Genomic DNA, 23,826 nt, shown 5'->3' with positions numbered 1-23,826 from the left:
TTTATGAAAACCATTGATCCAAAAGAAGTATCTACTGGCCAATTACATGGCTATATGTTAGGAGCTGTAGCACCTAGACCTATAGCATTTGCTAGTACCATAGATGCTAAAGGAAATGTAAACCTTTCGCCTTTTAGCTTTTTTAATGTGTTTAGTGCCAATCCGCCTATCATGATATTCTCTCCTGCCAGACGTGGAAGAGATAACACCACCAAGCATACCTATGAAAATGTATTAGAAGTCAAAGAGGTGGTGATTAATGTGGTAAATTATGCTATTGTACAGCAAATGTCCTTGTCAAGTACCGAGTATGCTGCTGGAGTGAATGAATTTACAAAAGCAGGCTTGACAGAGTTAGCTTCAGAAACCATACAACCACCCAGAGTGGCAGAGGCGCCCGTACAATTTGAATGTAAGGTAAATGAAGTAGTTTCCCTAGGAACCGAAGGTGGCGCTGGAAACCTAGTGATTTGTGAAGTACTTAAAATGCACATCAATGAAGCCATTTTAGATGCCGATGGAAAAATAGATCCTGTCTTATTAGATCCAGTATCAAGAATGGGAGGCAATTGGTACGGAAGAGCCAAAGAAGGCATGTTTGAAGTGCCAAAACCACTCAGTACATTAGGCATAGGTTTTGATCAATTGCCAACTGCCGTTCGAACAAGTGCATTGCTTACGGGCAACGATTTGGCCATGTTAGCAAATGTAGAAGTATTGCCAGGAGGTGCAGCAAACATAACAACTGTTTCAGAGCATACCGCAGATGCCGTTCAAAAATTTCTTCTGTTTGGAGATGTAGACGGCGCTTGGAATGCACTAACACAATAAAAACCAACTCATATTTCCGAAGAAAAATATAGAAACTCGCTTCGGAAATTTTAAAAATAATGCGGAAGCGCTAGGGAAACCAAATACGTAAATATTAATTTTTTAAAGATGGCCATTAACGCAAAAAACAAAAGCGTATGATGGAAAAGTAACAGTATGGAAGTACAAGGAAAAGTAAAACTAGTAGGAGAAACACAAACATTTGGTAGCAACGGCTTTAGAAAAAGAGAGCTGGTAGTAACTACCGAAGAGCAGTACCCACAGCACATCATGATTGAGTTTGTGCAAGACAAAACAGAATTGTTAAACAACTATGCACCAGGACAAGATGTGAAAGTAAGCATCAATCTTAGAGGGCGTGAGTGGTTAGACCCAAAAACAAACACAACGAGATATTTTAACTCTATCCAGGGTTGGAGAATTGAAGGAGTTGGACAAGGAGCGCCTGCAGCAAACGCAATGCCGCCAATGCCACCTGCAGATGCTTTTGAACCTGCAAGCAACGTAAATGAAGCAGATCACGACGATCTTCCTTTCTAGAAGTTGTATTGCTTAAAGCAAAAAGACTGTTTAAAATAAGTGTTCGCTAGTTGTCTGGTTGAGCGCTCCCGAAGCTTCGGGAGAAACCTATTGTAAGTATTCATAGGTTTAGTTCTCAATCGAATCAAATAGACATTAAAAGCCACTTTTTGAACAGTCTTTTTTAGTTTGTACACTTTTGATTCTATAAGTTAATGCGTTTCAATTTTCTTATTTTTACCAAATGCCAATCACCCAATCCATAGAAAATATTTTTAAAAAAGTACTACCTTCTCCTTTTGTAATTGCAGTGCTGCTCACCATAGCGACTATTGTTTTGGCTCTTGTGTTTACAAAGCCACCGCAAGATGAGCAGCATTTATTAGCCATTTTATCCTTCTGGGAAAAAGGAATTTGGAGCAATGGGCTCTTGGTATTTGCCTACCAAATGATGCTTATTTTGGTGTTAGGCCATATTTTAGTTCTTAGCAAGCCACTTAATAATCTCATAGGAAAATTAACGCAGTATGTTCACTCTACGGCCTCAGCTGTAATTTTGGTAAGTGTAACAACCATGATAGTTTCCTTTTTTAACTGGGGCTTAGGGCTCATTTTTGGAGCGATCCTAGCCAGAAAAGTAGCAGAATCTGCACAGCTTAGAGGCTTTGCGATTAATTATCCTCTCGTTGGTGCTGCGGGATATGTAGGACTCATGATTTGGCATGGAGGTATCAGTGGTTCGGCACCTTTAAAAGTGGCAGAAAATGGGCATATAGAAAGTTTAATGAACGGCATTAGCGATGCTGCAATACAAGCACAACTTCCAGCAAGTATTGGTTTTGATCAAACTGTGCTGAGTACCTATAACCTTAGCTTGTTTGGTATTTTATTAGTTTTAGTGCCCACCTTGTTATATTGGATTAGTAAGCGAGTCTCTACCACAGCGATTAATTTGCCAATTTATGAACCTGAGTCAGTAAGCAAAGCATCTTTAAAAGGTGCCGAAAAATTGGACCAATCTACCCTTTTGGGTATGGGATTTGGAACCTTGGTATTAGTAGCCTTTTTGTATCAATATTGGGAACAACTCACCACTCTGGCTATCACACCCAACTTACTCAACTTCTTTATGCTAGGGCTTGCTTTTTTATTACACCGAAATTTTAAAAACTTTCTAAATGCTTTAGAGGAAGCCATCAAAGGGGCTACTGGAATTTTAATTCAATTTCCACTCTATTTTGGAATTATGGGTATTATGAAGGATAGTGGAATGGTGGTTCAAATTTCAGACTTTTTTGTGTCGATTGCTACTACCCGAACGCTTCCTATTTTTACATTTATAAGTGCGGGACTGGTCAATGTTTTTGTGCCAAGTGGTGGCGGACAATGGGCCATACAAGGTCCTATTGTAATCGAATCTGCTTTAAAATTAGGAGTGCCGCTACCCAAAGCAATTATGGCATTGTCTTATGGGGATCAAATTACCAACATGCTACAACCTTTTTGGGCTTTACCATTATTAGGCATCACCAAGTTAAAAGCGCGAGAAATTTTACCTTATACCTTGCTTTTAATGTTGCTAGGGAGTGCGGTGTATATTATTGGATTGTTAGTGATATGATACCTATCTTAGATGAAACATTATGGTTTCCCGAACCTAAATCAGCCAATGAACACGGCATTGTAGCTATTGGTGGTGATTTGTCTCCAGAGCGCGTTTTGCTTGCCTATACAAAAGGAATTTTCCCTTGGTTTTCTGAAGACGAGCCCATTTTATGGTGGAGCCCAGACCCAAGAATGGTACTCTATCCAAGCGAATTTAAAATTTCAAAATCACTTAAAAAAACACTTCGCATCACTCCCTTTAAAGTGACTTTTAATACTGCTTTTGAAGCAGTGATAGATGCCTGTGCCGCTATTCCTAGAGACGATCAAGAGGGTACTTGGATTAGCCCAGAAATGAAAGAAACTTATATTACATTGCATCACCAAGATATTGCTATGTCTGTTGAGGTTTGGGAGGGTGATGCCTTAGTAGGCGGATTGTATGGGATTCATTTGCCAATCAACAAACTATTTTGTGGCGAAAGTATGTTTAGTAAAAAGACCGATGCTTCAAAAATTGCATTTGCGCATTTAGTAGCTTGGGTTCTCAAACAAGAATACCGTCTTATCGATTGCCAGGTATATACAAAGCATCTAGAAAGCCTAGGGGCTAGGGAGATAGATAGAGCTGTTTTTTTATCTCATTTTGACTAGCATGACCGTGTATTCTGAAATATTATCTCATATAAATATCCTTAAGACCCTGAATATTGCTTAAAATTTCAGATTTTTATAAAAAATTACACTATGAAAAATTATCTACACGCTATTACAATTTTCATATTATTAGTTGTCACTTCATTTGTAAGCGCGCAAATACCGCATACTATTACAGCTGAAGAACAAGGATTAATTGCAGAGTATCAATTTACAAACTTTACCATGACGCCACCACCCTCTGTTCCTGTGAGAGCGGCTGCAGAGTGGGAAGAGGTAGAATATTTAGTGATCACTTGGGAGCCTGCTTTTGATGGAATTTTAACTCAAATAGTAGCCGCTGGTGTAGAAGAGTGTAAAGTCATGATTACCACTCAAAACCAGAATTCTGTGATAAATACTCTTACCAATGCTGGGGTAGATTTAACAAATGTCATTTTTTTAGATAGGGATTGGGATAGTATCTGGATTAGAGATTATGCTGCAAATACTGTCTATGAAAATGAAGTAGGAGACAGGGCTTTAACAGATTGGATTTACAACAGACCAAGACCAAATGATAATACAGTGCCAGAAGGTCATGCAAGTCTTGCGGGGATTCCTTTGTATGTTACAGATACAGCTCCTAACGATTTGGTAAACACAGGAGGAAATTACATGAGTGATGGTTTGGGAAATGCCTTTGCATCTGAACTTATCTTAGAAGAAAATGAAGCTGGAAATCCTTATGGTGTTTCTGCAAAAACAGAAGCGCAAATCGACCAGATTATGGAAGATTATATGGGGATTCAAAACTATATCAAAATGCCAGCCCTACCTTTTGATGTCATTAATCATATAGATATGCACATGAAGCTGCTTGATGAAGAAACATTGGTGGTTAGTAGATACCCAGATGGCGTTGCAGATGGCCCACAAATAGAAGCGAATATCGAAGAAGTATTAACTAACGAGTTGACTCCTTTTGGAACGCCTTACAAAGTAAATTGGATCGATGCGCCTCCAAGTCCAAATGGCAATTATCCTGATAATGGTGGGTATTACAGGACCTATACCAATGCTCTTTTTGTAAACAAAACCATTTTAGTACCTACCTATAGACCCTCAGTAGATGGGCCAGCACTTGCACAATGGCAAGAATTAATGCCTGGATATAATATTGTAGGTATTGATGTAGATAACGCAGGAGAAAATTTAATAGCATTGGTAGGTGCTATACACTGCATTACGCATACCATTGGTGTTTCTGATCCACTGTGGATTGTACACCAGCCCATAGCCGAATCTCCAGAAAATACAACCGTAACCATTGAGGCAAGTATAAAACATAATTCGGGTGTTGCTGCTGCAAAAGTATATTACAGAGAAGTTGGTGAAACAGCATATGCCGAAACAGCAATGGCATTAACTACCGATGATATTTGGACAGCTACGATCCCAGTAGCTTCAGAAAACGTAGAATACTATATTTGGGCCGAAGCTGTATCTGGCAAATCAATCACAAGACCTATTGTTGCTCCAGAAGGATATTGGGAAATTCAAGTTGGTGAACTTGGGACTACAGATTTTAATATAAATACCATTACAGGTCCATTTCCAAATCCTGCAAGCGATGCGGTTTCTTTTAAATTTAAAGATGTGTCTGGTGGACTTACTGTGACAATCACAAATATGTTAGGTCAAGAATTATATCAACAAGATGTAACACAAGGTAACGGAACACTAACCTTAGCATTACAAGAAAATTGGCAAGGTACTTTGTTTGCTACCTTTACAGGACAATTTGGAAGCACGACCAAAAAAATAATAAAGTTGTAATTTCTCAAAACAGCTATAAAAATCAAAAAGCCACGGTCATCGTGGCTTTTTTTGTTTTGAAAGATGAAATATCTTACAAATCAGTGCGTTATGTCTAATGTGTTTGCTTTTTTTAAAAGTTTTACCCATATTTGAATTTCCAAATTTGAATTATACTTATGAAGCCCCTAAAATTTCTAGCAGTACTATGCTTTTTCTGCATGAGTATTACCGCTATTGCCCAAACAGCACAAGTACAGAAAACAGATGTAAATAAAGACATCGATCTTATTAAAGTCTACGAACAATATGCCCAAGATGGCTATGGAACTCCAGCGATTTACAAAAAATTAGCGAACGGCTATTATTTTAAAAGTGAGTACGTAGCTGCAAAGAAATGGTTTGAGAAGTTATTTCAATCAGAGCAACCTATTTCACAAACACATAGAACACGTTACATACAAACATTACGTGCCTTACAAATGGATGTTACAAACAATCCGTATGTGGCAACAGTAAGTTCTAATTAAACTTCTTGATGCCTAAAACAATAGGTAGCATGATCATTCACCATACCAGTGGCCTGCATATGCGCATACACAACGGTGGTGCCTACAAATTTAAATCCGCGTTTTTTTAAATCCTTACTTATTTGATCACTCAATGGGGTATTAGCGGGTACTTCTTTCATAGAGCCAAAGTGATTGGTAATGGGTTCTCCATCTGTAAAGTTCCAGATGTACCTAGAAAAACTCTCAAATTCCTCTTGAATTTTCATAAAGTTTTGCGCATTGGTAACAGCACTGTACACTTTTAGTTTATTTCTTATAATACCAGCATCCTGCAACAGACTTTCTATTTTTTCACCTTCATACAGTGCAATTTTTTTATAATCGAAGTTGTCAAATGCTTTTCTGAAATTTTCTCGTTTTTTTAATATGGTAATCCAACTTAACCCCGCTTGAAAGGTTTCTAATAACAAGAATTCGAATAAGGTTTTGTCATCACGAACAGGCACTCCCCATTCGGTGTCATGATACGCTACATAGAAGGGGTCTGTGCCACACCATTCGCATCTTCTTTTGTCATCCATAGTTAAAATTTATTAAAAATTTATTTTCAAAAAATTAAAGATAGTAAGTTTACAATAATAAAATCGTCTTAAAGTCTATGAAGACAGAAACCCTACAAACTATCAAAACAAAAGAACAATTATTAACAGATGCTCTAGATACTGCAATATCTTATGAAGCATATCGCGAACTGGTATCAAATCATGTAGCAACAGAAACCAGTACAGGCCCAAATCAAACCGGAGCCTTAAGCAATTATACCAAGCTCAATGATGTGCGCATGCGACGCCTGGATAAAACCATTAAAATTTCAGAAAGTGCACAAGAACTTTTTTCTCATTATGAAAGGAAAGTAACTTGGTTGGTCATGACCGAAAGCTGGTGTGGAGACGCAGCACAATCAATGCCAGTGCTCAATAAAATTGCAGCAATTGCGCCTCATGTAGATTTCAAAGTAGCATTGCGTGATGAGCATGTAGCTCTAATGCAACACTTTTTAACCAATGGCGGAATGTCTATTCCTAAACTAATTGCTATTGATAATGCATCAAAAGTAGTGTTAGGAGAATGGGGCCCTCGACCTTCTGTGGCAACGCAAATGGTAGCCAATTATAAGGCAGAACATGGTTGGTTAACGCCAGAATTTAAAGAAGATTTGCAAGTTTGGTATACCAAAGATAAAGGGGTGTCTATTGTAGAAGACATAGAACGCTTGTTGAAATAAACATTATCCTTGTCCAGGAAATAAATAGGTAATCGTACCCAATTGCTTAGTTGCGCCTGCTTTGGTGTTAAATCGAGATTTATTTGCATACTCAAGTGCGCTGTCTATTAAACAACCATTGGTGGTCGTAGAAGATGCTTTGTTATAGCTTGCTTTTAAAATCTTACCAAGTTCATTTACTTCAATAGTAATAACTACTTTGCCACCAGCCTCACACACATACACTGGATTAGGAAGCTGCATGGCTTTCCTATCTTTTAGGCTATAGCGTATGGTAGTTTTGGTATTAGCACCTTTTTCTTTTGAAGCCTTCTTGGCTTCTTTTTTTGTAGCTGCTGCAGCTTTTTGTTGTTGCAATCGTTGCTTGGCTTCTTGTAAAGCATCTTGCGTATTTGTGCTAAAATCTTCGGAAATGGTAGCTTCCGTTTCAGTTGTTTCTTGGGTGTCTTCTGTCTCGAGGCGTTCGTTTTCGGCTTCTTTTATAAATCGTTCTGCTTCATTATAGGCCCTATTGGTCGTTATTTTTGTAGGGGCTTCGGCTGCGAGTGTTTCCTCTGGAGCGGGCAACATTTCATATTCAATAGGAAGTGTTTCTTGTGTTTCGGGAATTTCCGAAGATAAGCGAATGCTCCACAAGGTAAGGAACAAGATTCCAAACAAAAGGGAGGTGACTAAAAATGCTCGGTATGAATAGTTGAAATTCATAAGTTTAAGATAGCAATTTTGTGGCTTAGTTGTCTTTGCAATTGGTAAAATAAGCCATAAAATCTTCTAGACTCATCGCATTTTCAACGGAAAAGTTTCCAATTTTAGTACGACGTAGCGCAGATAAGTGTCCGCCATTGTCTAAAGCTTTTCCAAAATCGTGTGCCAAAGATCTAATGTAGGTTCCTTTGCTACAAGCGACTCTAAAATGCACATGTGGCATTTCGATACCCGTAATTTCAAAGTCCAAAATATGCACAGGTCGCTTTGGGATTTCAACAGTTTCGCCAGCTCTAGCATATTCGTATAAGCGTTTTCCTTCTTTTTTCAAGGCCGAAAAAAGGGGAGGTTGTTGCAAGATATCGCCTATAAATTGTTGGGTGGCCTTTGTAATGTTATCTTCGGAAATTTTAGTAGTATCAAACCTTTGGTCTACCTCGGTTTCAAGGTCGTAACTAGGTGTGGTAGCACCAAGGGTAATGGTTCCTGTGTATTCTTTATGTTGCGCTTGGTAGCTTTCAATTTGTTTAGTGAATTTTCCTGTACAAAGAATGAGTAATCCAGTGGCTAAAGGATCCAGCGTACCGGCATGGCCTACTTTGATCTTTTTAATGTCAAATTCTTTACGAATTAACCAACGTACCTTATTCACTACCTGGAAAGAAGTCCAATCAAGGGGTTTGTCAAGTAACAACACTTGCCCTGCTTGATAGTCTTCTTTTTGTAGTGATGCTATTTCCATTTGTTACCTGAATTTTACTAAGATGAAATTTATAGTTTTTTCCTCAATCCTAAAAGATGAACTAAAAATTTCATTGATAATCCCTTTGTGCCTCCGCTAAAGCTTCAGCGACACGCGGAAGGGTTTGGGAAATATTAATACAATTTTCATTTTAATTATAAAGCCCTACGCCAATTGCAATGAGTCCTACAATCACACAGTAGATGGCAAAGTAGGAGAGCTTACTTTTCTTTACCAGTTTGATCATCCAAGTACAAGCAATCAAGCCACTTACAAAAGCAGCTACAAAGCCTAAACCTAGTGTTGTAAAATTAGTCGCCTCAGAGGTTAATTCGCCTCCTAGTAGGTCTTTAGCAATCTTACCAAAGATAAGCGGAATTACCATTAAAAAAGAGAAACGCGCTGCTTTGCTTTTATCATTTCCTAGCAACACTGATGTCGAAATGGTAGCACCACTTCTAGAAATACCCGGTAGCATAGCAATAGCTTGAGAAACTCCAATAATGAGAGAGTCTTTAAATGATACAGGTTTTCCTGTATTTTTTGATCGATCTGCCAACCAAAGGAGCAGAGCAGTAACCAATAGCATGGCGCCTACAAAGGCAATATTACCTCCAAAAAAAGCTTCCAGTTGTTCTTCAAATAATAAACCAACAATCACAGCGGGGAGCATAGAAAGCACAATTTTGGTGACAAATTGTGTTTCTTCGTTCCAAGAAAATTTCAGTAAGGCTGTTATAATTTCTAGAATGTCTTTTCTAAATACTACGATGGTACTGAGCGCTGTTGCAAAGTGAAGCACTACGGTAAACAATAAACTTTCTTCTGGGATTGAATTGTCTCCTAAAATGGCTTTTCCGAGTTCTAGATGTCCGCTAGAAGACACAGGTAGAAACTCTGTAAATCCTTGAATGACACCAAGGATAATCGCGTCTAATACTTCCATTTATTTCTTTTTACGCGTGTCTAGTAATATGGCATATACTTCGATGCCAAAGCCAATTAAAATAAGTGCAGGAGCTAAGCGTATGCGTCTCCAGCTATAGATTTCTGGATTAAACACATTAGGGTCGTCGCTACCACCACCGGCCATAAGTATAAAGCCTAAGGCAATTACAGCAGCACCAATGCCCATAAAAATGTAATTTTTACGTTCAAAGATAAAATGTGTTTTAGCGGTTTCTTTTCTTTTTTTCTCTCCCATAGGCAATACCCAAAAATGGGTGTGTTTTATGTTCTTAATTTCAAATCCTGTAACATCCCTCTAAATCTCCCTTCAAAGGGAGACTTTTTTCTTCCTTTTTAAATGAAGGGTGATAATAATATTATTTACAGATTTTAAAGTCTAATGATCTTTTCGAAGCTGCAAAGGTAGGAAATTAAAACTCTGAAAATACAATTTCATCTTCCAAAGCAAGTCTGCTTATATGATTACTTTCTGATCCGAACCAGAATTCAAATACATGTAAGGTGATTTCTTTATTGAGTAACTTTTTTTCTAATTCTTCTAGGGTAAGTCCTTGTTCAAGGCCCCTGTTTATGTAGTAATAGTCACCATTTGCTTCTTCAAATACAATGTCTTTTACGCCGCCTTCATATATTTTATCGACTGTTATTTTCTTGATAACACAGTCCTCTGCCTTTGTGTTGCCTCCGATAATGCAACTTTGAAATAAAAATAAGATACCTAGTACTGCTGAAATTTTAGTAATATAAGTCATCTGTTCTAAGATTTAAAAAGCGCTGTGTTGCAAAATAGGTGCTGGCCCACGAAATGAAGATTCCCATTAAGAATACAAAGCCAAATAAGGCCCCTAGCATTACTTTGTCTTGCAGTAATTGAAGGTCTGGAAAACTTTTGTTGCTGTAATACAATACCACTGCCATTCCCACCATTGCCAACAAGGCACCTACAATTCCAAAACGAATGCTCTTCCATATAAAAGGACGCCTAATAAATCGTTTGGTTGCGCCCACCATTTGCATGGTTTTTATGGTAAAGCGTTTTGCATACACCGATAAACGAATCGAACTATTGATCAATAAAATTGCAATCACTAAAAACAAGGCAGCAATGACCAATATCCAGAAACTAATTTTGGTAACATTATCAGTGAGTTTTTCTATCAAGGGTTTGTCATAGACAATATCATCCACAAAGTCTTTGTCTTTGAGTTCGCTCACAATAGCTTCAATTTTTTCTGGGGTTACAAATCCTGCACGTAGACGTACATCAATACTATTTTGCAGCGGGTTATCTCCTAGGTATTCCATGAAATCTTCACCAATGGTAGCGCTGTGTTCTTCTGCAGCTTGTTCTTTGGTAACGTAAATTGCTTCTTTGGTATACTCGGCTAATGCTAAACTTTGCTTTAATTGGGTAACTTCACTTTCTTTGGCGGTATCTTTTAAAAACACCACTAAAGGTATTTGCTCCTTAAAGTAATCGCCTACTTTTTTACTGTTTAAGACCAGCAAGCCAAGAATACCTAGTAAAAATAAGACCAATGAGATACTAAGTACCACCGAAAAATAAGAAGAGATTAATCTGCGTTTCTGAAATTTTTCGAAAGATGATGCCATAGCTATATAACTAGAATTAGTTGGAATTGTTGTGCCGTAAAAGTACGAAAATCATTGAAACAGTGTAGCGGAAATAGACCGCTTTGCTATTGGACCGTTCACTTGCTCCTTCGCTAAAGCTTCGGCGGCACGAAGTCGTTCTCTGCAAGAAGATAGACCGCTTCGCTATTAGATGTTTTGTTGAAGGTGCAAAGATGCAAAGGGACAAAGTAGTTTATAAGTTTATGGGTTTATGTGTTTAGAAGTTGATGAATGCAAAAAAGCTTCTACTCCCGAAGTTTCGGGACAGCATGCCATGTTTAATTTTCTACCTTTTGATTATTGACACTCTGTCCCGAAACTTCGGAAGTCAAAGGGTTTAAGACACTATGTTTTTAAAAAGACATTTTTTTAAAACGTTACAGTTATCAATAACATTTCCCAAGCGCATTTCAACCTTCAACACAAATTTTCTAACTTTTCAAATTCGATTTCAGTTTCGATTTCGATTTCAACAAGACATCCGTCATCAAACTTCTAACAAAGATAAACCCCTTCATCCCTTTAACATTTCAAACAATACCTTTAAATTTGCCCCTTCAAAAAGCAGGAGTAATGAGCAAGTATCATTTTAATAAAATAGAAGCCAAATGGCAAAAACATTGGGCTGAAAATGGAACCTTTCACGCGAGCAATACCAGCGATAAGCCTAAGTATTATGTGTTAGATATGTTTCCTTACCCTTCTGGTGCAGGACTGCATGTGGGGCATCCGTTAGGATATATTGCAAGTGATGTCTATGCGCGTTACAAACGCCATAAAGGATTTAATGTATTGCATCCGCAAGGCTACGATTCTTTTGGTTTGCCTGCTGAGCAGTATGCTATCCAAACCGGACAGCATCCTGCGCAAACTACCCAAGTAAATATCGAGGGAGGAACAGATAAGCAAGGAAATGTGATTGCGGGGTATAGAAAACAGTTAGATACTATTGGGTTTTCATTCGACTGGAGTAGAGAAGTACGTACTTCAAATCCGGAATACTATAAATGGACCCAATGGATTTTCACCGAGTTATTCAATAGTTGGTATTGCAGACACGGTAACAAAGCATATCATATTTCAGAACTAATCAAAGTATTTGAAGCAGAAGGAAATGCAAATGTAGATGCGGTGTGTGATGACAATGCACCCCTGTTTACAGCAAAAGAGTGGGCTGGTTTTTCTTCGGAAATGCAACAGGAAATTCTATTGGATTATAGGCTTACTTATTTGGCTGAAACGGAAGTAAACTGGTGTCCAGAATTAGGAACCGTGTTGGCAAATGATGAAATTGTAAATGGGGTAAGTGAGCGTGGAGGATATCCAGTTGTTCGTAAAAAGATGAAACAATGGAGCATGCGTATCTCTGCATATGCAGAACGTTTGTTGCAAGATTTAGATACAGTAGATTGGAGTGAGTCAATTAAAGAAACACAGCGCAATTGGATTGGAAAATCTGTTGGGGCTACGGTTACTTTTAAAGTAAAGCCCGATGTCTCGTCGAGCGCAGTCGAGACGTCCCCGACCATTGATGTATTTACCACACGCCCAGACACCATCTTTGGGGTGAGCTTTATGACCTTAGCACCAGAACACGAATTGGTGGCAAAACTCACCACTCCAGAACAAAAAGAAGCAGTTGAGGCCTATGTGCAAGCTACCGCAAAGCGAAGTGAGCGCGAACGTATGGCAGATGTAAAAACCATTAGTGGTGTCTTTACAGGAGCCTATGCAGAGCATCCATTTACCAAAGAACCTATCCAGATTTGGATTGGCGATTATGTGTTGGCAGGCTATGGAACAGGAGCTGTCATGGCAGTACCATCTGGAGATCAACGTGATTACGATTTTGCAAAACATTTTGACTTGCTAATTCCTAATGTGTTTGAAGGGGTTGATATTAGCGAAGGTGCCTTTAGCGATAAAGACACTGCAGTGATTGCCAATAGCGATTTCTTAAACGGTTTGAAATATAAGAAAGCGGTAAAACTTGCCATTTACGAATTAGAGAAAATTGGAGCAGGCGCTGGGAAAACAAACTACCGTTTGCGTGATGCCGTATTTTCAAGACAACGTTATTGGGGAGAACCATTTCCAGTATACTACAAAAACGGAATGCCGCAAATGATCGATGCAGCGCACTTACCAATAGAGCTTCCAAAAATTGAAAAATACCTACCCACCGAAACAGGTGAGCCACCTCTAGGTCGCGCCGATGTTTGGGCTTGGGATACAGAAAAGTGCGCAGTGGTCAGTAACCAGTTGGCAGATAACAAAACAGTGTTTCCTCTAGAACTAAACACCATGCCGGGTTGGGCAGGAAGTAGTTGGTACTTTTTTAGGTACATGGAAAAAGCGCATCGCGATACCGTTTTTGCGAGCAAAGAAGCCTTAGACTATTGGCAAAATGTGGACTTGTATATTGGTGGTAGCGAACACGGTACAGGACATTTATTGTACAGCCGTTTTTGGGTAAAGTTTTTATACGATATGGGACATGTGCCTGTAAAAGAACCCTTCCAGAAAATGATTAACCAAGGAATGATTCTGGGAGAGAGTGCTATTGTTTATAGAGTTTCTGGAACCAATAAATTTGTTTCTAAAGGATTGAAAGATTCGTACGAGGTTGAGGAATTACGTGTTGATGTTAATATTGTGAATACTTCTAATGAGATAGATATTGATGCATTAAAAAAGTGGCAACCGCAATTTGAAAATGCTGAATATATTCTTGAAGATGGAAAGTATTTTGTGGGACGTGAGGTTGAAAAAATGTCTAAACGTTGGTTTAATGTCGTCAACCCAGATGATATCTGTAGCAAGTACGGCGCAGATACTTTGCGTATGTACGAGATGTTTTTAGGTCCGTTGGAGCAAGCAAAACCTTGGAACATGGCTGGGATTTCTGGAGTACACAGTTTCTTGAAAAAGCTCTGGCGTTTGTTTCATACGGGCGCAGAAGAGGCATTTAACATTTCCGAAGCACCTGCAAGCAAAGAAGCTCTAAAGGTGTTGCATAAAACCATTAAGAAGGTAGAAGACGATATCGAGAATTTTAGTTTTAATACCTCTGTATCTACATTTATGATTGCTGTAAATGAGCTAACCGCTCAGAAGTGTAACAATAAAGAAATTTTGGAACCTTTAACCATCTTAATTTCTCCTTACGCACCGCATATTGCAGAAGAATTGTGGAGTAAGCTTGGCAATACCCAGAGTATTTCTGAAGCCCCATTTCCACTATTTGAGCCAAGTCATTTGGTAGAGAGTAGCAAAGAATATCCTATTTCTTTTAATGGTAAAATGCGCTTTAAAATGGAGTTACCACTAGATATGAGCAAAGAAGATATCGAAGCTGCTGTGATGGCGCATGAAAGAACCATACAACAACTCGACGGCCGCACGCCTAAGAAAGTGATTGTGGTACCCGGAAAGATTATTAATATTGTTGGATAACCCTCACCAAGTTCTTGTTCTTTTTGCAGGCTTTACTGAAGTTACAAAGGCTCAACGAAGCAAAGTTGGGGAGTAGCTTAGAAGTTTATGTCTTTAAGAGTTGAGGTTTTGAAGTGAATCTAAAATTTTATTCGGCACCAAGCTTTGTGTACCCCTCCCGAAGCTTCGGGACAAAAGGGAGCAAAGCATCTATGTTATTGATACCATTTTCAAATTATTCAATCTGCCTACTGTATACTTTATTTAAATTTCGACATTCGACATTCAACACCCGTCATCGGTCATCGGTCATCCAACATCTTAAAACGCTTTTTTGTCAGGTATATTGAAATAGCACACTTTTTGTTATCTTTAAATCAAACAAAAAATGAGACTATTATGATGGGATATTATATTGTTGCGGGACTAATCTTTTTGGTGAGTTCTTTTGTAAGCAACAAGTTAAAGAGCAAATTCAAACATTATTCGCAACTTACCTTACGCAATGGCATGAGCGGTAAAGAAATTGCCGAGAAAATGCTGGCAGACAACAACATTACCGATGTTGAGGTGATTAGTGTGAAAGGGCAATTAACAGATCATTACAATCCGCAAAACAAAACCGTTAATTTGAGTGAAGTAGTCTATCATGAGCGCAATGCTGCTGCTGCAGCGGTTTCTGCCCATGAAGTTGGTCATGCCATACAGCATGCCACTGCCTATAGTTGGTTGACCATGCGTAGCAAGATAGTACCTGCAGTAGGGATTGCTAGTAAGTTATCGAATATTGTAATTATGGCAGGGTTAGCACTTTCGGTTGGAGGTTCTGCTTTTGGAAGCAATATATTTCTATTAGGTATTTTGTTATTTGCGGTTACAACTGCTTTTGCTTTTATTACCTTACCTGTAGAGTATGATGCTAGTAATAGAGCCTTGGCATGGTTAGAGAATGAAAACATAGTAACGCAAGATGAATTGGCAGGATCTAAAGACGCTTTAAAATGGGCAGCAAGAACCTATTTGGTTGCTGCGCTTGGGTCTTTAGCAACTCTACTATACTTTATAATGATGTTTTTAAATAGACGATAGTAGCGTAACAATACAAAGAAAAGGTGATTTTGTCAGGTTGAGCGCTCCCGATACTTCGGGACGAAACCTCTTTGACAAAATCACCTTTTATTATCTCACCAATCAACAATCGTTAATCAATTACCCAACTACACTCATCGGGTTGTAGCCTAAATACGGCACTTCTTTTTCCGTAAAGTGAATACCAAACTCTTGTAATTCTTTCAAGATAGGTTCGTACACTTCTTTCTTGATTGGTAATTGCACTCCTGGAGTTGTAATCTCTCCATTAAGTATTCGTAATGCTGCCATGGCTACTGGTAAACCAACTGTTTTTGCCATCGCGGTGTAGGTTTGATCATCACCAATGGCTACCATATTACTATCTATTTGGTGTTTTTTACCATTGAGTTCGTATCCAAATTTGTGATACATTACAATCATATCTTTGTCTTCTGGCGCTAGTGTCCAGCTATCCATCAATATTTTTTGAAGGGCCTGAGCTGGCGTGGCATCTTTAATACCAATGGTTTTGGTCGGATTTAAAAAATCGAGGTCTTCAATTTTTTCCCACATTAAATCGTCTTGGTCAATTTTTAGACTATGACGTAGTTTTAGTTCCACACTATCGGTCGGTGAGTAGGGTAAAAAGCTATTTACAAATTCGCGGTAGCTTAAGTTTTCAGAATTTGGTAAGGTGTAGGTGTCGTCTGTCATTCCTAAGTGTACAAACATGTTCCAAGCTTTGCTAAATCCTACACGACGAATGGTCCCTCTATATAAAGTAAGCACATCTTCAAGACCGTAGACACTTTGGTATTTTAAACTGTTTCGGTTGGCATAGACTTCAAATTTGCCGTAACCTTCCACTTCAATAAATTCTGTTCTTCTAAAGAGTCTGTTGTACGGGATGTATTTAAATTTTCCTTCTTGAATAAACTCTGCGGCGCCTCCTTGTCCAGCCAATACCACATTTCTAGGATTCCAAGTAAATTTATAATTCCATAAATTGTTGTCGCTTTCTGGTGCTACGAGTCCTCCTGTAAAGCTTTCAAACAAAAGCATTTTTCCACCTTTGTCTTTGATGTCGTCTATAATTTGCATGGCACTCATGTGGTCGATACCTGGGTCTAGACCAATCTCGTTCATAAAGACCAAGCCTTTGGCTTTTGCCATAGGATCTAAGAGTTGCATTTCATTACTAATGTAGGATGCAGTCACTAAGTGTTTTCCAAATTCAATACAATCGCGCGCTACTTCAATATGAAATCGTGCTGGAAGCATAGAAATCACTAAATCACTATTTTCTACCGCTTCTCTACGTTGCGGTTCGTTAAATACGTCTAGTAAAATACCACGCCCGTTAGGGTGTCCGCTGGTAAATTTTTGTGCATTTTGTATGTTGAGGTCGCCAATGGTTAAGAATAATTCTTCTGCTTCACTTCTGTCTAGTAAGTACTTTATTAAACTTGTAGCAGAACGTCCGGCGCCTATTATTAATATGTTTCTCATCTGTATGGTTTTGGTTACCTTTATAGCAAGAAAAGGCAGTGACGAAAATACAAATTTGAAGCGTACACCATGATAAAATACCATAAAAAAATAGTGATTACTGCTAGTGTCTTGGCTGCCATAGCTATTGTGCTAGGTGCCTTTGGTGCACATGGTCTAAAAGCACGTATTCCCGAAGCCTCTTTGGCTATTTTTGAAACAGGTGTTAGCTACCAGATTTACCACGCATTGGCATTGTTTACAATAGGGTTGTCTAATGTATTGCCTGCAAAAACAACGAAGTGGGTCCTTCGATTTTTTGTTTTTGGGGTGTTGTTTTTTTCGGGGTCCTTATATTTTCTGGCTTTAAAAAGCATAGTACCCTTTTCGGTTTCTTTTTTGGGTCCCATAACGCCTATTGGAGGTCTGTTATTTATCTTGGGTTGGGCGCGTCTTGTGTATGGTGTTGTAAAAGAAGGAACTCAAATTTCTTAAGTTGTACTTCGGAAATATTAGAAGTCAAATTCTTTGCTTTTTTGAGCGTACAATTGCACTATCCTTTTTGGTTTGATCACTAGTATAAATACATAGGAAGGTTTTTGAGTATTAAAATTTCCGAAGGATGGCACCATATTGTTTTTTAACGAAGAACTTATTAACAGTAAATTAGGATAAATAAGGAAATATAGTCCTAGTATATAGGGATGTTTTGTTACTTTTGCGGGACAACAATTAAACAAAAGTATGGCGGCTGATAACCAAACTACGAAATCGATTTCGATTGCACAATACGGAATCAAAAATGCAAAAGTAAACTACCAGCTTTCTGCAGCAGCATTACACCAAGAAACATTACAAAAAGGACAAGGAAAAGAGTCGGATAACGGCGCACTTGCAGTACATACTGGCGAGTTTACAGGGCGTTCTCCTATGGACCGTTTTATTGTAAAAGATGCTGTGACAGAAGATAAAGTGTGGTGGGGAGATATCAACATTCCTTTTGATGCTGATAAATTTGATGCCTTATATGAAAAGGTCACAAACTACCTTTCAGACAAAGAAGTGTATGTACGCGATAGTTATGCTTGTGCAGATGAAAATTATAAATTAAACATACGTGTGATCAATGAATATCCTTGGTCAAACATGTTTGCCTATAATATGTTTTTACGCCCAACAGAAGCTGAACTTGAAAGTTTTGATCCTGAATGGGTAATTGTAAATGCACCTGGGTTTATGGCAGATGCTGCTGTAGATGGAACACGTCAACACAATTTTGCAATTTTAAATTTTGAAAAGAAAATTGCACTTATTGGAGGTACAGGATATACTGGAGAAATTAAGAAAGGAATCTTTTCTGCCTTAAATTTCATTTTGCCAGTTTACAAAAATACGTTACCAATGCACTGTTCAGCCAATGTAGGAGACAATGGCGAGACGGCTATTTTCTTTGGTTTGTCTGGGACAGGAAAAACAACCTTGTCTGCAGATCCAGCGCGTAAATTAATTGGTGATGATGAACACGGTTGGACTTCAGAAAACACAATTTTCAACTTTGAAGGTGGGTGTTATGCAAAAGTAATTAACCTTTCTGCAGCTAATGAGCCAGACATTTATAATGCAATTAAACCAGGAGCCATCTTGGAAAATGTAATTATGGATGCCAATGGAAAAGTTGATTTTGAAGACATTTCTATTACCCAAAATACACGTGTAAGTTACCCAATACATCATATTGATAATATACAGGTGCCTTCTTCAGGGAAGAATCCTAAAAACATATTCTTTTTAACTGCAGATGCCTTTGGTGTACTGCCTCCTATCTCGAAGCTAACTCCTGGCCAAGCTGCGTATCACTTTATTAGTGGGTATACAGCAAAAGTAGCAGGAACCGAAGCTGGAGTTACCGAGCCAGTACCAAGTTTCTCTGCTTGTTTTGGAGCACCATTTATGCCATTACACCCTACAAAGTATGCAGAGATGCTCAGTAAGAAAATGACAGAAGCTGGTGTAAATGTTTGGTTGGTAAACACAGGTTGGACGGGTGGTCCTTACGGAATAGGTTCAAGAATGAAATTGAAGTACACGCGTGCCATGATTACTGCGGCAATGGACGGATCATTAGACGCGGCAAATGCTGATAATTACCACATACATTCTGTATTTGGATTAAACCAACCTAGAACGTGTCCTAATGTGCCAGACGAGGTGTTGAGCCCAAGAGGTACTTGGAATAATGACGAAGGTTATTACGAAACTGCTCATAAATTAGCAGCTTCCTTTAAGGCAAACTTCAAACAGTTTGAATCGTATGCAAACGAAGAGATTTTAGCAGGAGCTCCTTTAAAAGGATAGCAGCTCACTGGATGATATATAAAAAGCCCGATTTCAGATTTGAAACCGGGCTTTTTTTGTTGGTGTGATAAGAATGTTACTTCTTATTCATTTCTTTAATATATTTTTCAAGAGCCATCGTCATGGACGGTGTTTCTGGAGTAGGTGCTTGGATGTCTACACGCAATCCTTTTTCTACAGATGCTTTTACTGTGGTGTTTCCAAAGACAGCAATGCGCGTATCGTTTTGTTTAAAGTCTGGGAAGTTCTCAAAAAGAGATTCAATTCCACTTGGACTAAAGAATACCAAGATGTCATAATAAACATCTCTTAAATCGCTTAAGTCACTAACTACCGTTTTGTAGAATACAGACTCTGTCCAATCTACTTTTAAGTCGTTTAAAACTCTAGGTACTTCCGATTTTAGTTTATCACTTGCAGGAAGTAAGAATTTTTCTGTCTTGTATTTTTTAATGAGTGGCGATAGCTCGGTAAATGTTCTTTTACCTACATAAATTTTACGCTTACGGTACACCACATATTTTTGAAGGTAATAGGCTACTGCTTCACTTTGGCAAAAGTACTTCATTGTATCTGGTACTTTAAAGCGTAGTTCTTCTGCAATTCTAAAAAAGTGATCAACAGCGTTACGACTTGTTAAAATAATTGCAGTGAAATTATTTAGATCTACCTTTTGAGAGCGTACTTCTTTTCCAGAGACACCTTCGACATGGATAAAAGGAATAAAGTCTATTTTTACCTTTTGTCTGTCGATAAGATCAAAATAAGGGGAGTTTTCTACCTTTGGTTCAGGTTGAGAAACTAAAATAGTTTTCACTTTCATAAGCTTAGTCTGTTTAAAAATCACGCAACTACATAAATACTCTATAAAGTATGATATAAGGTGAAATTTCTAGCGCGCAAAGATACAAAATAAAATAGAAGAAATTGCTAAAAATTAATTTTCCATTTGTTTTGTAGCTGTAAAACAGCGCAATAGCATTGAGGCTGGTAAATACAAGAGATAAGACTATTAAAAACGTTTTGTTAAAAGGAGTGATGTAGACTAAAAAAAATAGGCTTATGAACAGCACCATAGCCATAAGATTGCGATAGCTTAGTTTTTGGTAGAGATATTGATTTACAAGAGACTCAATATTAAAGGCAATTCCTACAATTTTTTCAAAGAGTATTTTTACTATTACAAAGACAATAAAACCAGTGCAAAGTTGAATAAACAAAAAAGGATTTGCGACTGTCATCTCTGGATACCTCCATTGAAGTGCTAAATAAACAACTAATGGAATGCAAATACTTTGAAGCACAAACAATAGTATAGTAAAAGGATGGTAAAAAGGATCGTTTTTACCAAAGACAAAAAAATACTTATTGGTTAAAGGTAGTTTTAAAAATTCTTGAAATCGAAGCGGGTACAGCATTTTTGCTATGGTAATCACAATAACACAGGCTACTAAAAGAAGCGTAATCCAATCGGTAGCGGGGGATATTCTTTCCAGATACTGCACGGTACTTTTTTGCGTTAAAGATAGCGTATTATTGAACATGCAAAGGGGTGTAATTACACTTTTTTACATACAAGATGTACTTAAAAAAAGTACCTTTGCAGTATAAAAATAGATTATGTCAAATGCCTTGGTGGTAATACCAACGTACAATGAAATTGAAAATATCGAGCGCTTGCTTTGTACGGTTGTATCCTTACAGCGAGACTTTGATATTTTGGTAGTTGATGATAACTCACCCGATGGCACGGCAGCGCTTGTTAAAAAAATAGCTAAAGATTTTCTAGGGCGTATACACATCCTTGAACGAGAAGGAAAATTGGGCTTGGGAACTGCTTATATAGATGGCTTTAAATGGGCATTGACAAAAGAGTATAGTTATATATTTGAAATGGATGCCGATTTTTCACACAATCCAAACGATTTAATACGCTTGTATAATGCTTGTGAAAAAGAAGGGGCAGATATGGCCATTGGCTCTCGATATATTACTGGTGTGAATGTGGTAAACTGGCCCATGAATAGAGTATTACTTTCTTGGGGAGCCTCAAAGTATGTGCGGTGGGTCACAGGAATGAATATTCATGATACCACAGCAGGATTTATTTGTTACAAACGCCATGTGTTGGAGACTATTAATCTAGAAGCCATAAAGTTTGTGGGGTATGCTTTTCAAATTGAAATGAAATTTAAAACACACCTTAGTAAATTTAACATAAAAGAAGTCCCCGTCATTTTTACAGACAGAACAAAAGGTACTTCTAAGATGAGTAAAGGCATTATCTCTGAAGCTATTTTTGGAGTCCTAACCATGAAATTGAAAAGTATATTTAACCGATTAGAAATCTAATGAGCACAGTTTTAATAAAAAATGCACAAATTGTCAATGAAGGAACCATCACTAATGGAGACCTTTTAATTGAGGGAGATCGCATTGCCGAGATCGCTAGTAGTATTAGTGTAAAGAGTGCAGACACCAAAGTAATCGATGCAGATGGATGTTATTTAATTCCAGGTATGATAGATGATCAAGTGCATTTTAGAGAGCCAGGACTTACGCACAAGGCAACGATAAAAACAGAGTCTCGAGCTGCTGTTGCTGGTGGGATCACTTCTTTTATCGAAATGCCAAATACAGTACCTCAAGCAACTACCATAGAGTTGTTGGAAGAGAAATTTGCTGTTGCAGCCAAAGATGCACACGCCAATTACTCTTTTATGTTTGGGGGCACTAATGATAATTTATCTGAAATATTAAAAGTCGATAAGACGAAGGTTGCCGGTTTAAAGTTATTCCTCGGAAGCTCTACAGGGAATATGCTTGTGGATAATCCTAAAGTATTAGAGGAAATTTTCAGTAAGACCGATTTGCTAATTTCAACTCATTGCGAAGATGAAGCAACCATCAAGAAAAATCTTGAAGCAGCTATCGCTGAGTTTGGAGAGGATATTCCCATAGAAAAACACCCCGAAATACGTAGCGAAGAGGCTTGTTACATTTCTTCTTCCCAAGCCATTGCGCTTGCTAAGAAAACAGGGGCAAGGTTGCATGTTTTTCATCTATCTACTGCGAAGGAAACTGCACTTTTTGATAAGAAAAAGGCCTTAAAAGATAAAAAAATTACAGCCGAGGTTTGTGTACACCACCTTTGGTTTACCAATGAAGATTACGCTACAAAAGGAACCAAAATAAAATGGAATCCCGCTGTAAAAACGCAAGCCGATAAAGATGGACTCTGGAAAGCACTCAATGAAGGTCGTATTGATGTTATTGCTACCGATCATGCACCGCATACTTTGGAAGAAAAGGATAATGTATATACCAAAGCACCTTCGGGAGGACCTTTAGTACAACATGCATTAGAAGCCTTATTCGAAATGCACCGAAAAGGATATATTACCGTTGAAAAATTAGTCGAAAAAACGGCACACAATCCTGCTATTTTATTCGAGATTAAAGAGCGTGGTTATATTAGAGAAGGCTATAAAGCAGATTTGGTGTTAATTAATCCAAACGCTCCCTGGACTGTCACCAAAGATAATATTGTATACAAGTGTGGGTGGTCTCCTTTTGAAGGCACTACCTTTACCGCAAGAGTAACACATACGTTTGTAAACGGTCACCTTGCCTATGAAAATGGCAAAATATCTAATGTATCAAAAGCAGAGCGTTTAACCTTTAATAGATAATGATGGCTACCATCAAATACATGACTTTTGTAATTACATTTTTGGCTGTCATAGCATGTCAAGATGTAAAGCGACCAGAAGCTCCTGCTAATCTTATACCTGAAGATACCATGGCTGGAATTTTTACAGAAGCCTACTTGATGAATGCGGCGAGAAGTATCGATAATAGAACCATCGTAGCAAAAGGAATTGTATTAGATTCTATTTTGTATTCGAAATATAAGATTGATAGTTTGCAATTTGCACAGAGCAATGCATTCTATTCTTCAGATTTAGAAGCATATAAAACACTATTACTAAAAGTAGAAGAGAATCTAAAAATCGAAAAAGAAAAAAGAGACACCCTATATGCGCAATACAAAAGATCCCAAGAGGCCATTCGTATAAAAGATAGCATTAAAGAGGCAAGAATAGATAGTATGGAATTGGTGTTCCCAAAATTAGAACGGGATAGTTTATTTCAATTATTAAAAACGGCCGATGCAGCGGCATTGTCTAAAATTCAAAAGATTTCTTCAAAAGAATAAG

General features: G+C 38.0%; 24 protein-coding genes. 14 read left to right on the top strand and 10 right to left on the bottom strand.

What is annotated here, in order from left to right; all coding sequences use genetic code 11:
• The first annotated feature begins 3 nt into the window (after positions 1-3).
• The 6 genes from ACY2RS_RS13440 (at position 4) to ACY2RS_RS13415 (ending at position 5,939) form a co-directional block, all read left to right on the top strand.
• Positions 4-831, top strand: a complete 828-nt coding sequence (locus tag ACY2RS_RS13440; protein WP_490099186.1) for a flavin reductase family protein — start codon at positions 4-6, stop codon at positions 829-831.
• Between the two features lie 156 nt (positions 832-987).
• Positions 988-1,371, top strand: coding sequence for a DUF3127 domain-containing protein (locus ACY2RS_RS13435; protein WP_490099185.1), 384 nt, complete (start codon positions 988-990; stop codon positions 1,369-1,371).
• Positions 1,372-1,594: 223 nt separating this feature from the next.
• Positions 1,595-2,971 carry a short-chain fatty acid transporter gene (locus ACY2RS_RS13430; RefSeq protein ID WP_490099184.1) on the top strand — a complete coding sequence of 459 codons (1,377 nt, stop codon included), beginning with the start codon at positions 1,595-1,597 and terminating at the stop codon, positions 2,969-2,971.
• Positions 2,968-3,609 (top strand): leucyl/phenylalanyl-tRNA--protein transferase, encoded by a 642-nt coding sequence (gene aat / locus ACY2RS_RS13425; RefSeq protein WP_490099183.1) that lies wholly within the window; start codon positions 2,968-2,970, stop codon positions 3,607-3,609. Before ACY2RS_RS13430 ends, aat begins: the two co-directional genes overlap by 4 nt.
• A gap of 93 nt (positions 3,610-3,702) precedes the next feature.
• Positions 3,703-5,430 carry an agmatine deiminase family protein gene (locus ACY2RS_RS13420; RefSeq protein WP_490099182.1) on the top strand — a complete coding sequence of 576 codons (1,728 nt, stop codon included), beginning with the start codon at positions 3,703-3,705 and terminating at the stop codon, positions 5,428-5,430.
• 158 nt (positions 5,431-5,588) lie between these two features.
• Positions 5,589-5,939 (top strand): hypothetical protein, encoded by a 351-nt coding sequence (locus ACY2RS_RS13415; protein ID WP_490099181.1) that lies wholly within the window; start codon positions 5,589-5,591, stop codon positions 5,937-5,939.
• On the opposite strand, the gene ACY2RS_RS13410 is transcribed toward ACY2RS_RS13415, so the two are convergent.
• Positions 5,936-6,502 (bottom strand): DNA-3-methyladenine glycosylase I, encoded by a 567-nt coding sequence (locus ACY2RS_RS13410; protein ID WP_490099180.1) that lies wholly within the window; start codon positions 6,500-6,502, stop codon positions 5,936-5,938. The two genes, ACY2RS_RS13415 and ACY2RS_RS13410, sit on opposite strands and share 4 nt — an antisense overlap.
• A gap of 77 nt (positions 6,503-6,579) precedes the next feature.
• Between ACY2RS_RS13410 and ACY2RS_RS13405 the strand changes: the two genes are divergently transcribed.
• On the top strand, positions 6,580-7,206 hold the full coding sequence (locus ACY2RS_RS13405) for a thioredoxin family protein (protein ID WP_490099179.1): 627 nt from the start codon (positions 6,580-6,582) through the stop codon (positions 7,204-7,206).
• A gap of 3 nt (positions 7,207-7,209) precedes the next feature.
• Here ACY2RS_RS13405 and ACY2RS_RS13400 read toward each other — a convergent pair whose 3' ends face one another.
• From ACY2RS_RS13400 to ACY2RS_RS13375, 6 genes are all read right to left on the bottom strand, one after another.
• Positions 7,210-7,911, bottom strand: a complete 702-nt coding sequence (locus tag ACY2RS_RS13400; RefSeq protein ID WP_490099178.1) for a hypothetical protein — start codon at positions 7,909-7,911, stop codon at positions 7,210-7,212.
• Positions 7,912-7,936: 25 nt separating this feature from the next.
• A complete protein-coding gene (gene truB / locus ACY2RS_RS13395) occupies positions 7,937-8,653 on the bottom strand; it encodes a tRNA pseudouridine(55) synthase TruB (protein WP_490099177.1) in 717 nt (238 codons plus the stop codon).
• Between the two features lie 151 nt (positions 8,654-8,804).
• On the bottom strand, positions 8,805-9,599 hold the full coding sequence (locus ACY2RS_RS13390; RefSeq protein WP_490099176.1) for an undecaprenyl-diphosphate phosphatase: 795 nt from the start codon (positions 9,597-9,599) through the stop codon (positions 8,805-8,807).
• Positions 9,600-9,857, bottom strand: a complete 258-nt coding sequence (locus tag ACY2RS_RS13385; protein ID WP_490099175.1) for a DUF3098 domain-containing protein — start codon at positions 9,855-9,857, stop codon at positions 9,600-9,602.
• 175 nt (positions 9,858-10,032) lie between these two features.
• On the bottom strand, positions 10,033-10,374 hold the full coding sequence (locus tag ACY2RS_RS13380) for a hypothetical protein (protein ID WP_490099174.1): 342 nt from the start codon (positions 10,372-10,374) through the stop codon (positions 10,033-10,035).
• Positions 10,358-11,236 (bottom strand): cell division protein FtsX, encoded by an 879-nt coding sequence (locus ACY2RS_RS13375; RefSeq protein ID WP_490099173.1) that lies wholly within the window; start codon positions 11,234-11,236, stop codon positions 10,358-10,360. Before ACY2RS_RS13375 ends, ACY2RS_RS13380 begins: the two co-directional genes overlap by 17 nt.
• Before the next feature lie 594 nt (positions 11,237-11,830).
• On the opposite strand from ACY2RS_RS13375, the gene leuS reads away from it, so the two are divergent.
• Together leuS and ACY2RS_RS13365 are read left to right on the top strand one after the other, a co-directional pair.
• On the top strand, positions 11,831-14,713 hold the full coding sequence (gene leuS / locus ACY2RS_RS13370; RefSeq protein WP_490099172.1) for a leucine--tRNA ligase: 2,883 nt from the start codon (positions 11,831-11,833) through the stop codon (positions 14,711-14,713).
• Between the two features lie 378 nt (positions 14,714-15,091).
• The gene (locus ACY2RS_RS13365; RefSeq protein ID WP_490099171.1) at positions 15,092-15,781 is read left to right on the top strand and encodes a zinc metallopeptidase; all 690 of its coding nucleotides are present in this window, start codon (positions 15,092-15,094) and stop codon (positions 15,779-15,781) included.
• 120 nt (positions 15,782-15,901) lie between these two features.
• Here ACY2RS_RS13365 and ACY2RS_RS13360 read toward each other — a convergent pair whose 3' ends face one another.
• Positions 15,902-17,272, bottom strand: a complete 1,371-nt coding sequence (locus ACY2RS_RS13360) for a saccharopine dehydrogenase family protein (protein ID WP_490099170.1) — start codon at positions 17,270-17,272, stop codon at positions 15,902-15,904.
• Positions 17,273-17,341: 69 nt separating this feature from the next.
• On the opposite strand from ACY2RS_RS13360, the gene ACY2RS_RS13355 reads away from it, so the two are divergent.
• Both ACY2RS_RS13355 and pckA read left to right on the top strand, forming a co-directional pair.
• Positions 17,342-17,746, top strand: coding sequence for a DUF423 domain-containing protein (locus ACY2RS_RS13355; protein WP_490099169.1), 405 nt, complete (start codon positions 17,342-17,344; stop codon positions 17,744-17,746).
• A gap of 249 nt (positions 17,747-17,995) precedes the next feature.
• Entirely contained in the window at positions 17,996-19,606 is a 1,611-nt protein-coding gene (pckA, locus tag ACY2RS_RS13350) for a phosphoenolpyruvate carboxykinase (ATP) (protein ID WP_490099168.1), read from the top strand.
• A 76-nt stretch (positions 19,607-19,682) separates the two neighbouring features.
• Here the strand turns inward: pckA and ACY2RS_RS13345 are convergent, their stop codons facing one another.
• Both ACY2RS_RS13345 and ACY2RS_RS13340 read right to left on the bottom strand, forming a co-directional pair.
• A complete protein-coding gene (locus tag ACY2RS_RS13345; RefSeq protein ID WP_490099167.1) occupies positions 19,683-20,429 on the bottom strand; it encodes a uroporphyrinogen-III synthase in 747 nt (248 codons plus the stop codon).
• 28 nt (positions 20,430-20,457) lie between these two features.
• Positions 20,458-21,111 carry a DUF4271 domain-containing protein gene (locus ACY2RS_RS13340; RefSeq protein WP_490099166.1) on the bottom strand — a complete coding sequence of 218 codons (654 nt, stop codon included), beginning with the start codon at positions 21,109-21,111 and terminating at the stop codon, positions 20,458-20,460.
• Positions 21,112-21,226: 115 nt separating this feature from the next.
• Between ACY2RS_RS13340 and ACY2RS_RS13335 the strand changes: the two genes are divergently transcribed.
• The 3 genes from ACY2RS_RS13335 to ACY2RS_RS13325 are packed head-to-tail and all read left to right on the top strand — an operon-like array spanning position 21,227 to position 23,825.
• Entirely contained in the window at positions 21,227-21,958 is a 732-nt protein-coding gene (locus tag ACY2RS_RS13335) for a polyprenol monophosphomannose synthase (protein WP_490099165.1), read from the top strand.
• Positions 21,958-23,298 carry a dihydroorotase gene (locus tag ACY2RS_RS13330; RefSeq protein ID WP_490099164.1) on the top strand — a complete coding sequence of 447 codons (1,341 nt, stop codon included), beginning with the start codon at positions 21,958-21,960 and terminating at the stop codon, positions 23,296-23,298. The genes ACY2RS_RS13335 and ACY2RS_RS13330 overlap by 1 nt, the downstream gene beginning before the upstream one ends.
• Entirely contained in the window at positions 23,298-23,825 is a 528-nt protein-coding gene (locus ACY2RS_RS13325; protein ID WP_490099163.1) for a DUF4296 domain-containing protein, read from the top strand. The genes ACY2RS_RS13330 and ACY2RS_RS13325 overlap by 1 nt, the downstream gene beginning before the upstream one ends.
• The last annotated feature ends 1 nt before the right edge of the window (position 23,826 follow it).

It is taken from the genome of Patiriisocius sp. 208BN25-11 (assembly GCF_058147145.1).
Note: the sequence above shows the minus strand (reverse complement) of the source record. Positions and strands in the feature narration are given on the sequence as shown.

What these genes read in the sequence shown, in the direction of transcription:
- ACY2RS_RS13440 (WP_490099186.1), top strand. Translation starts at nt 4, where the DNA reads ATGAAAACCATTGATCCAAAAGAAGTATCTACTGGCCAATTACATGGC.
- ACY2RS_RS13435 (WP_490099185.1), top strand. Translation starts at nt 988, where the DNA reads ATGGAAGTACAAGGAAAAGTAAAACTAGTAGGAGAAACACAAACATTT.
- ACY2RS_RS13430 (WP_490099184.1), top strand. Translation starts at nt 1,595, where the DNA reads ATGCCAATCACCCAATCCATAGAAAATATTTTTAAAAAAGTACTACCT.
- aat (WP_490099183.1), top strand. Translation starts at nt 2,968, where the DNA reads ATGATACCTATCTTAGATGAAACATTATGGTTTCCCGAACCTAAATCA.
- ACY2RS_RS13420 (WP_490099182.1), top strand. Translation starts at nt 3,703, where the DNA reads ATGAAAAATTATCTACACGCTATTACAATTTTCATATTATTAGTTGTC.
- ACY2RS_RS13415 (WP_490099181.1), top strand. Translation starts at nt 5,589, where the DNA reads ATGAAGCCCCTAAAATTTCTAGCAGTACTATGCTTTTTCTGCATGAGT.
- ACY2RS_RS13410 (WP_490099180.1), bottom strand. Translation starts at nt 6,502, where the DNA reads ATGGATGACAAAAGAAGATGCGAATGGTGTGGCACAGACCCCTTCTAT.
- ACY2RS_RS13405 (WP_490099179.1), top strand. Translation starts at nt 6,580, where the DNA reads ATGAAGACAGAAACCCTACAAACTATCAAAACAAAAGAACAATTATTA.
- ACY2RS_RS13400 (WP_490099178.1), bottom strand. Translation starts at nt 7,911, where the DNA reads ATGAATTTCAACTATTCATACCGAGCATTTTTAGTCACCTCCCTTTTG.
- truB (WP_490099177.1), bottom strand. Translation starts at nt 8,653, where the DNA reads ATGGAAATAGCATCACTACAAAAAGAAGACTATCAAGCAGGGCAAGTG.
- ACY2RS_RS13390 (WP_490099176.1), bottom strand. Translation starts at nt 9,599, where the DNA reads ATGGAAGTATTAGACGCGATTATCCTTGGTGTCATTCAAGGATTTACA.
- ACY2RS_RS13385 (WP_490099175.1), bottom strand. Translation starts at nt 9,857, where the DNA reads ATGGGAGAGAAAAAAAGAAAAGAAACCGCTAAAACACATTTTATCTTT.
- ACY2RS_RS13380 (WP_490099174.1), bottom strand. Translation starts at nt 10,374, where the DNA reads ATGACTTATATTACTAAAATTTCAGCAGTACTAGGTATCTTATTTTTA.
- ACY2RS_RS13375 (WP_490099173.1), bottom strand. Translation starts at nt 11,236, where the DNA reads ATGGCATCATCTTTCGAAAAATTTCAGAAACGCAGATTAATCTCTTCT.
- leuS (WP_490099172.1), top strand. Translation starts at nt 11,831, where the DNA reads ATGAGCAAGTATCATTTTAATAAAATAGAAGCCAAATGGCAAAAACAT.
- ACY2RS_RS13365 (WP_490099171.1), top strand. Translation starts at nt 15,092, where the DNA reads ATGATGGGATATTATATTGTTGCGGGACTAATCTTTTTGGTGAGTTCT.
- ACY2RS_RS13360 (WP_490099170.1), bottom strand. Translation starts at nt 17,272, where the DNA reads ATGAGAAACATATTAATAATAGGCGCCGGACGTTCTGCTACAAGTTTA.
- ACY2RS_RS13355 (WP_490099169.1), top strand. Translation starts at nt 17,342, where the DNA reads ATGATAAAATACCATAAAAAAATAGTGATTACTGCTAGTGTCTTGGCT.
- pckA (WP_490099168.1), top strand. Translation starts at nt 17,996, where the DNA reads ATGGCGGCTGATAACCAAACTACGAAATCGATTTCGATTGCACAATAC.
- ACY2RS_RS13345 (WP_490099167.1), bottom strand. Translation starts at nt 20,429, where the DNA reads ATGAAAGTGAAAACTATTTTAGTTTCTCAACCTGAACCAAAGGTAGAA.
- ACY2RS_RS13335 (WP_490099165.1), top strand. Translation starts at nt 21,227, where the DNA reads ATGTCAAATGCCTTGGTGGTAATACCAACGTACAATGAAATTGAAAAT.
- ACY2RS_RS13330 (WP_490099164.1), top strand. Translation starts at nt 21,958, where the DNA reads ATGAGCACAGTTTTAATAAAAAATGCACAAATTGTCAATGAAGGAACC.
- ACY2RS_RS13325 (WP_490099163.1), top strand. Translation starts at nt 23,298, where the DNA reads ATGATGGCTACCATCAAATACATGACTTTTGTAATTACATTTTTGGCT.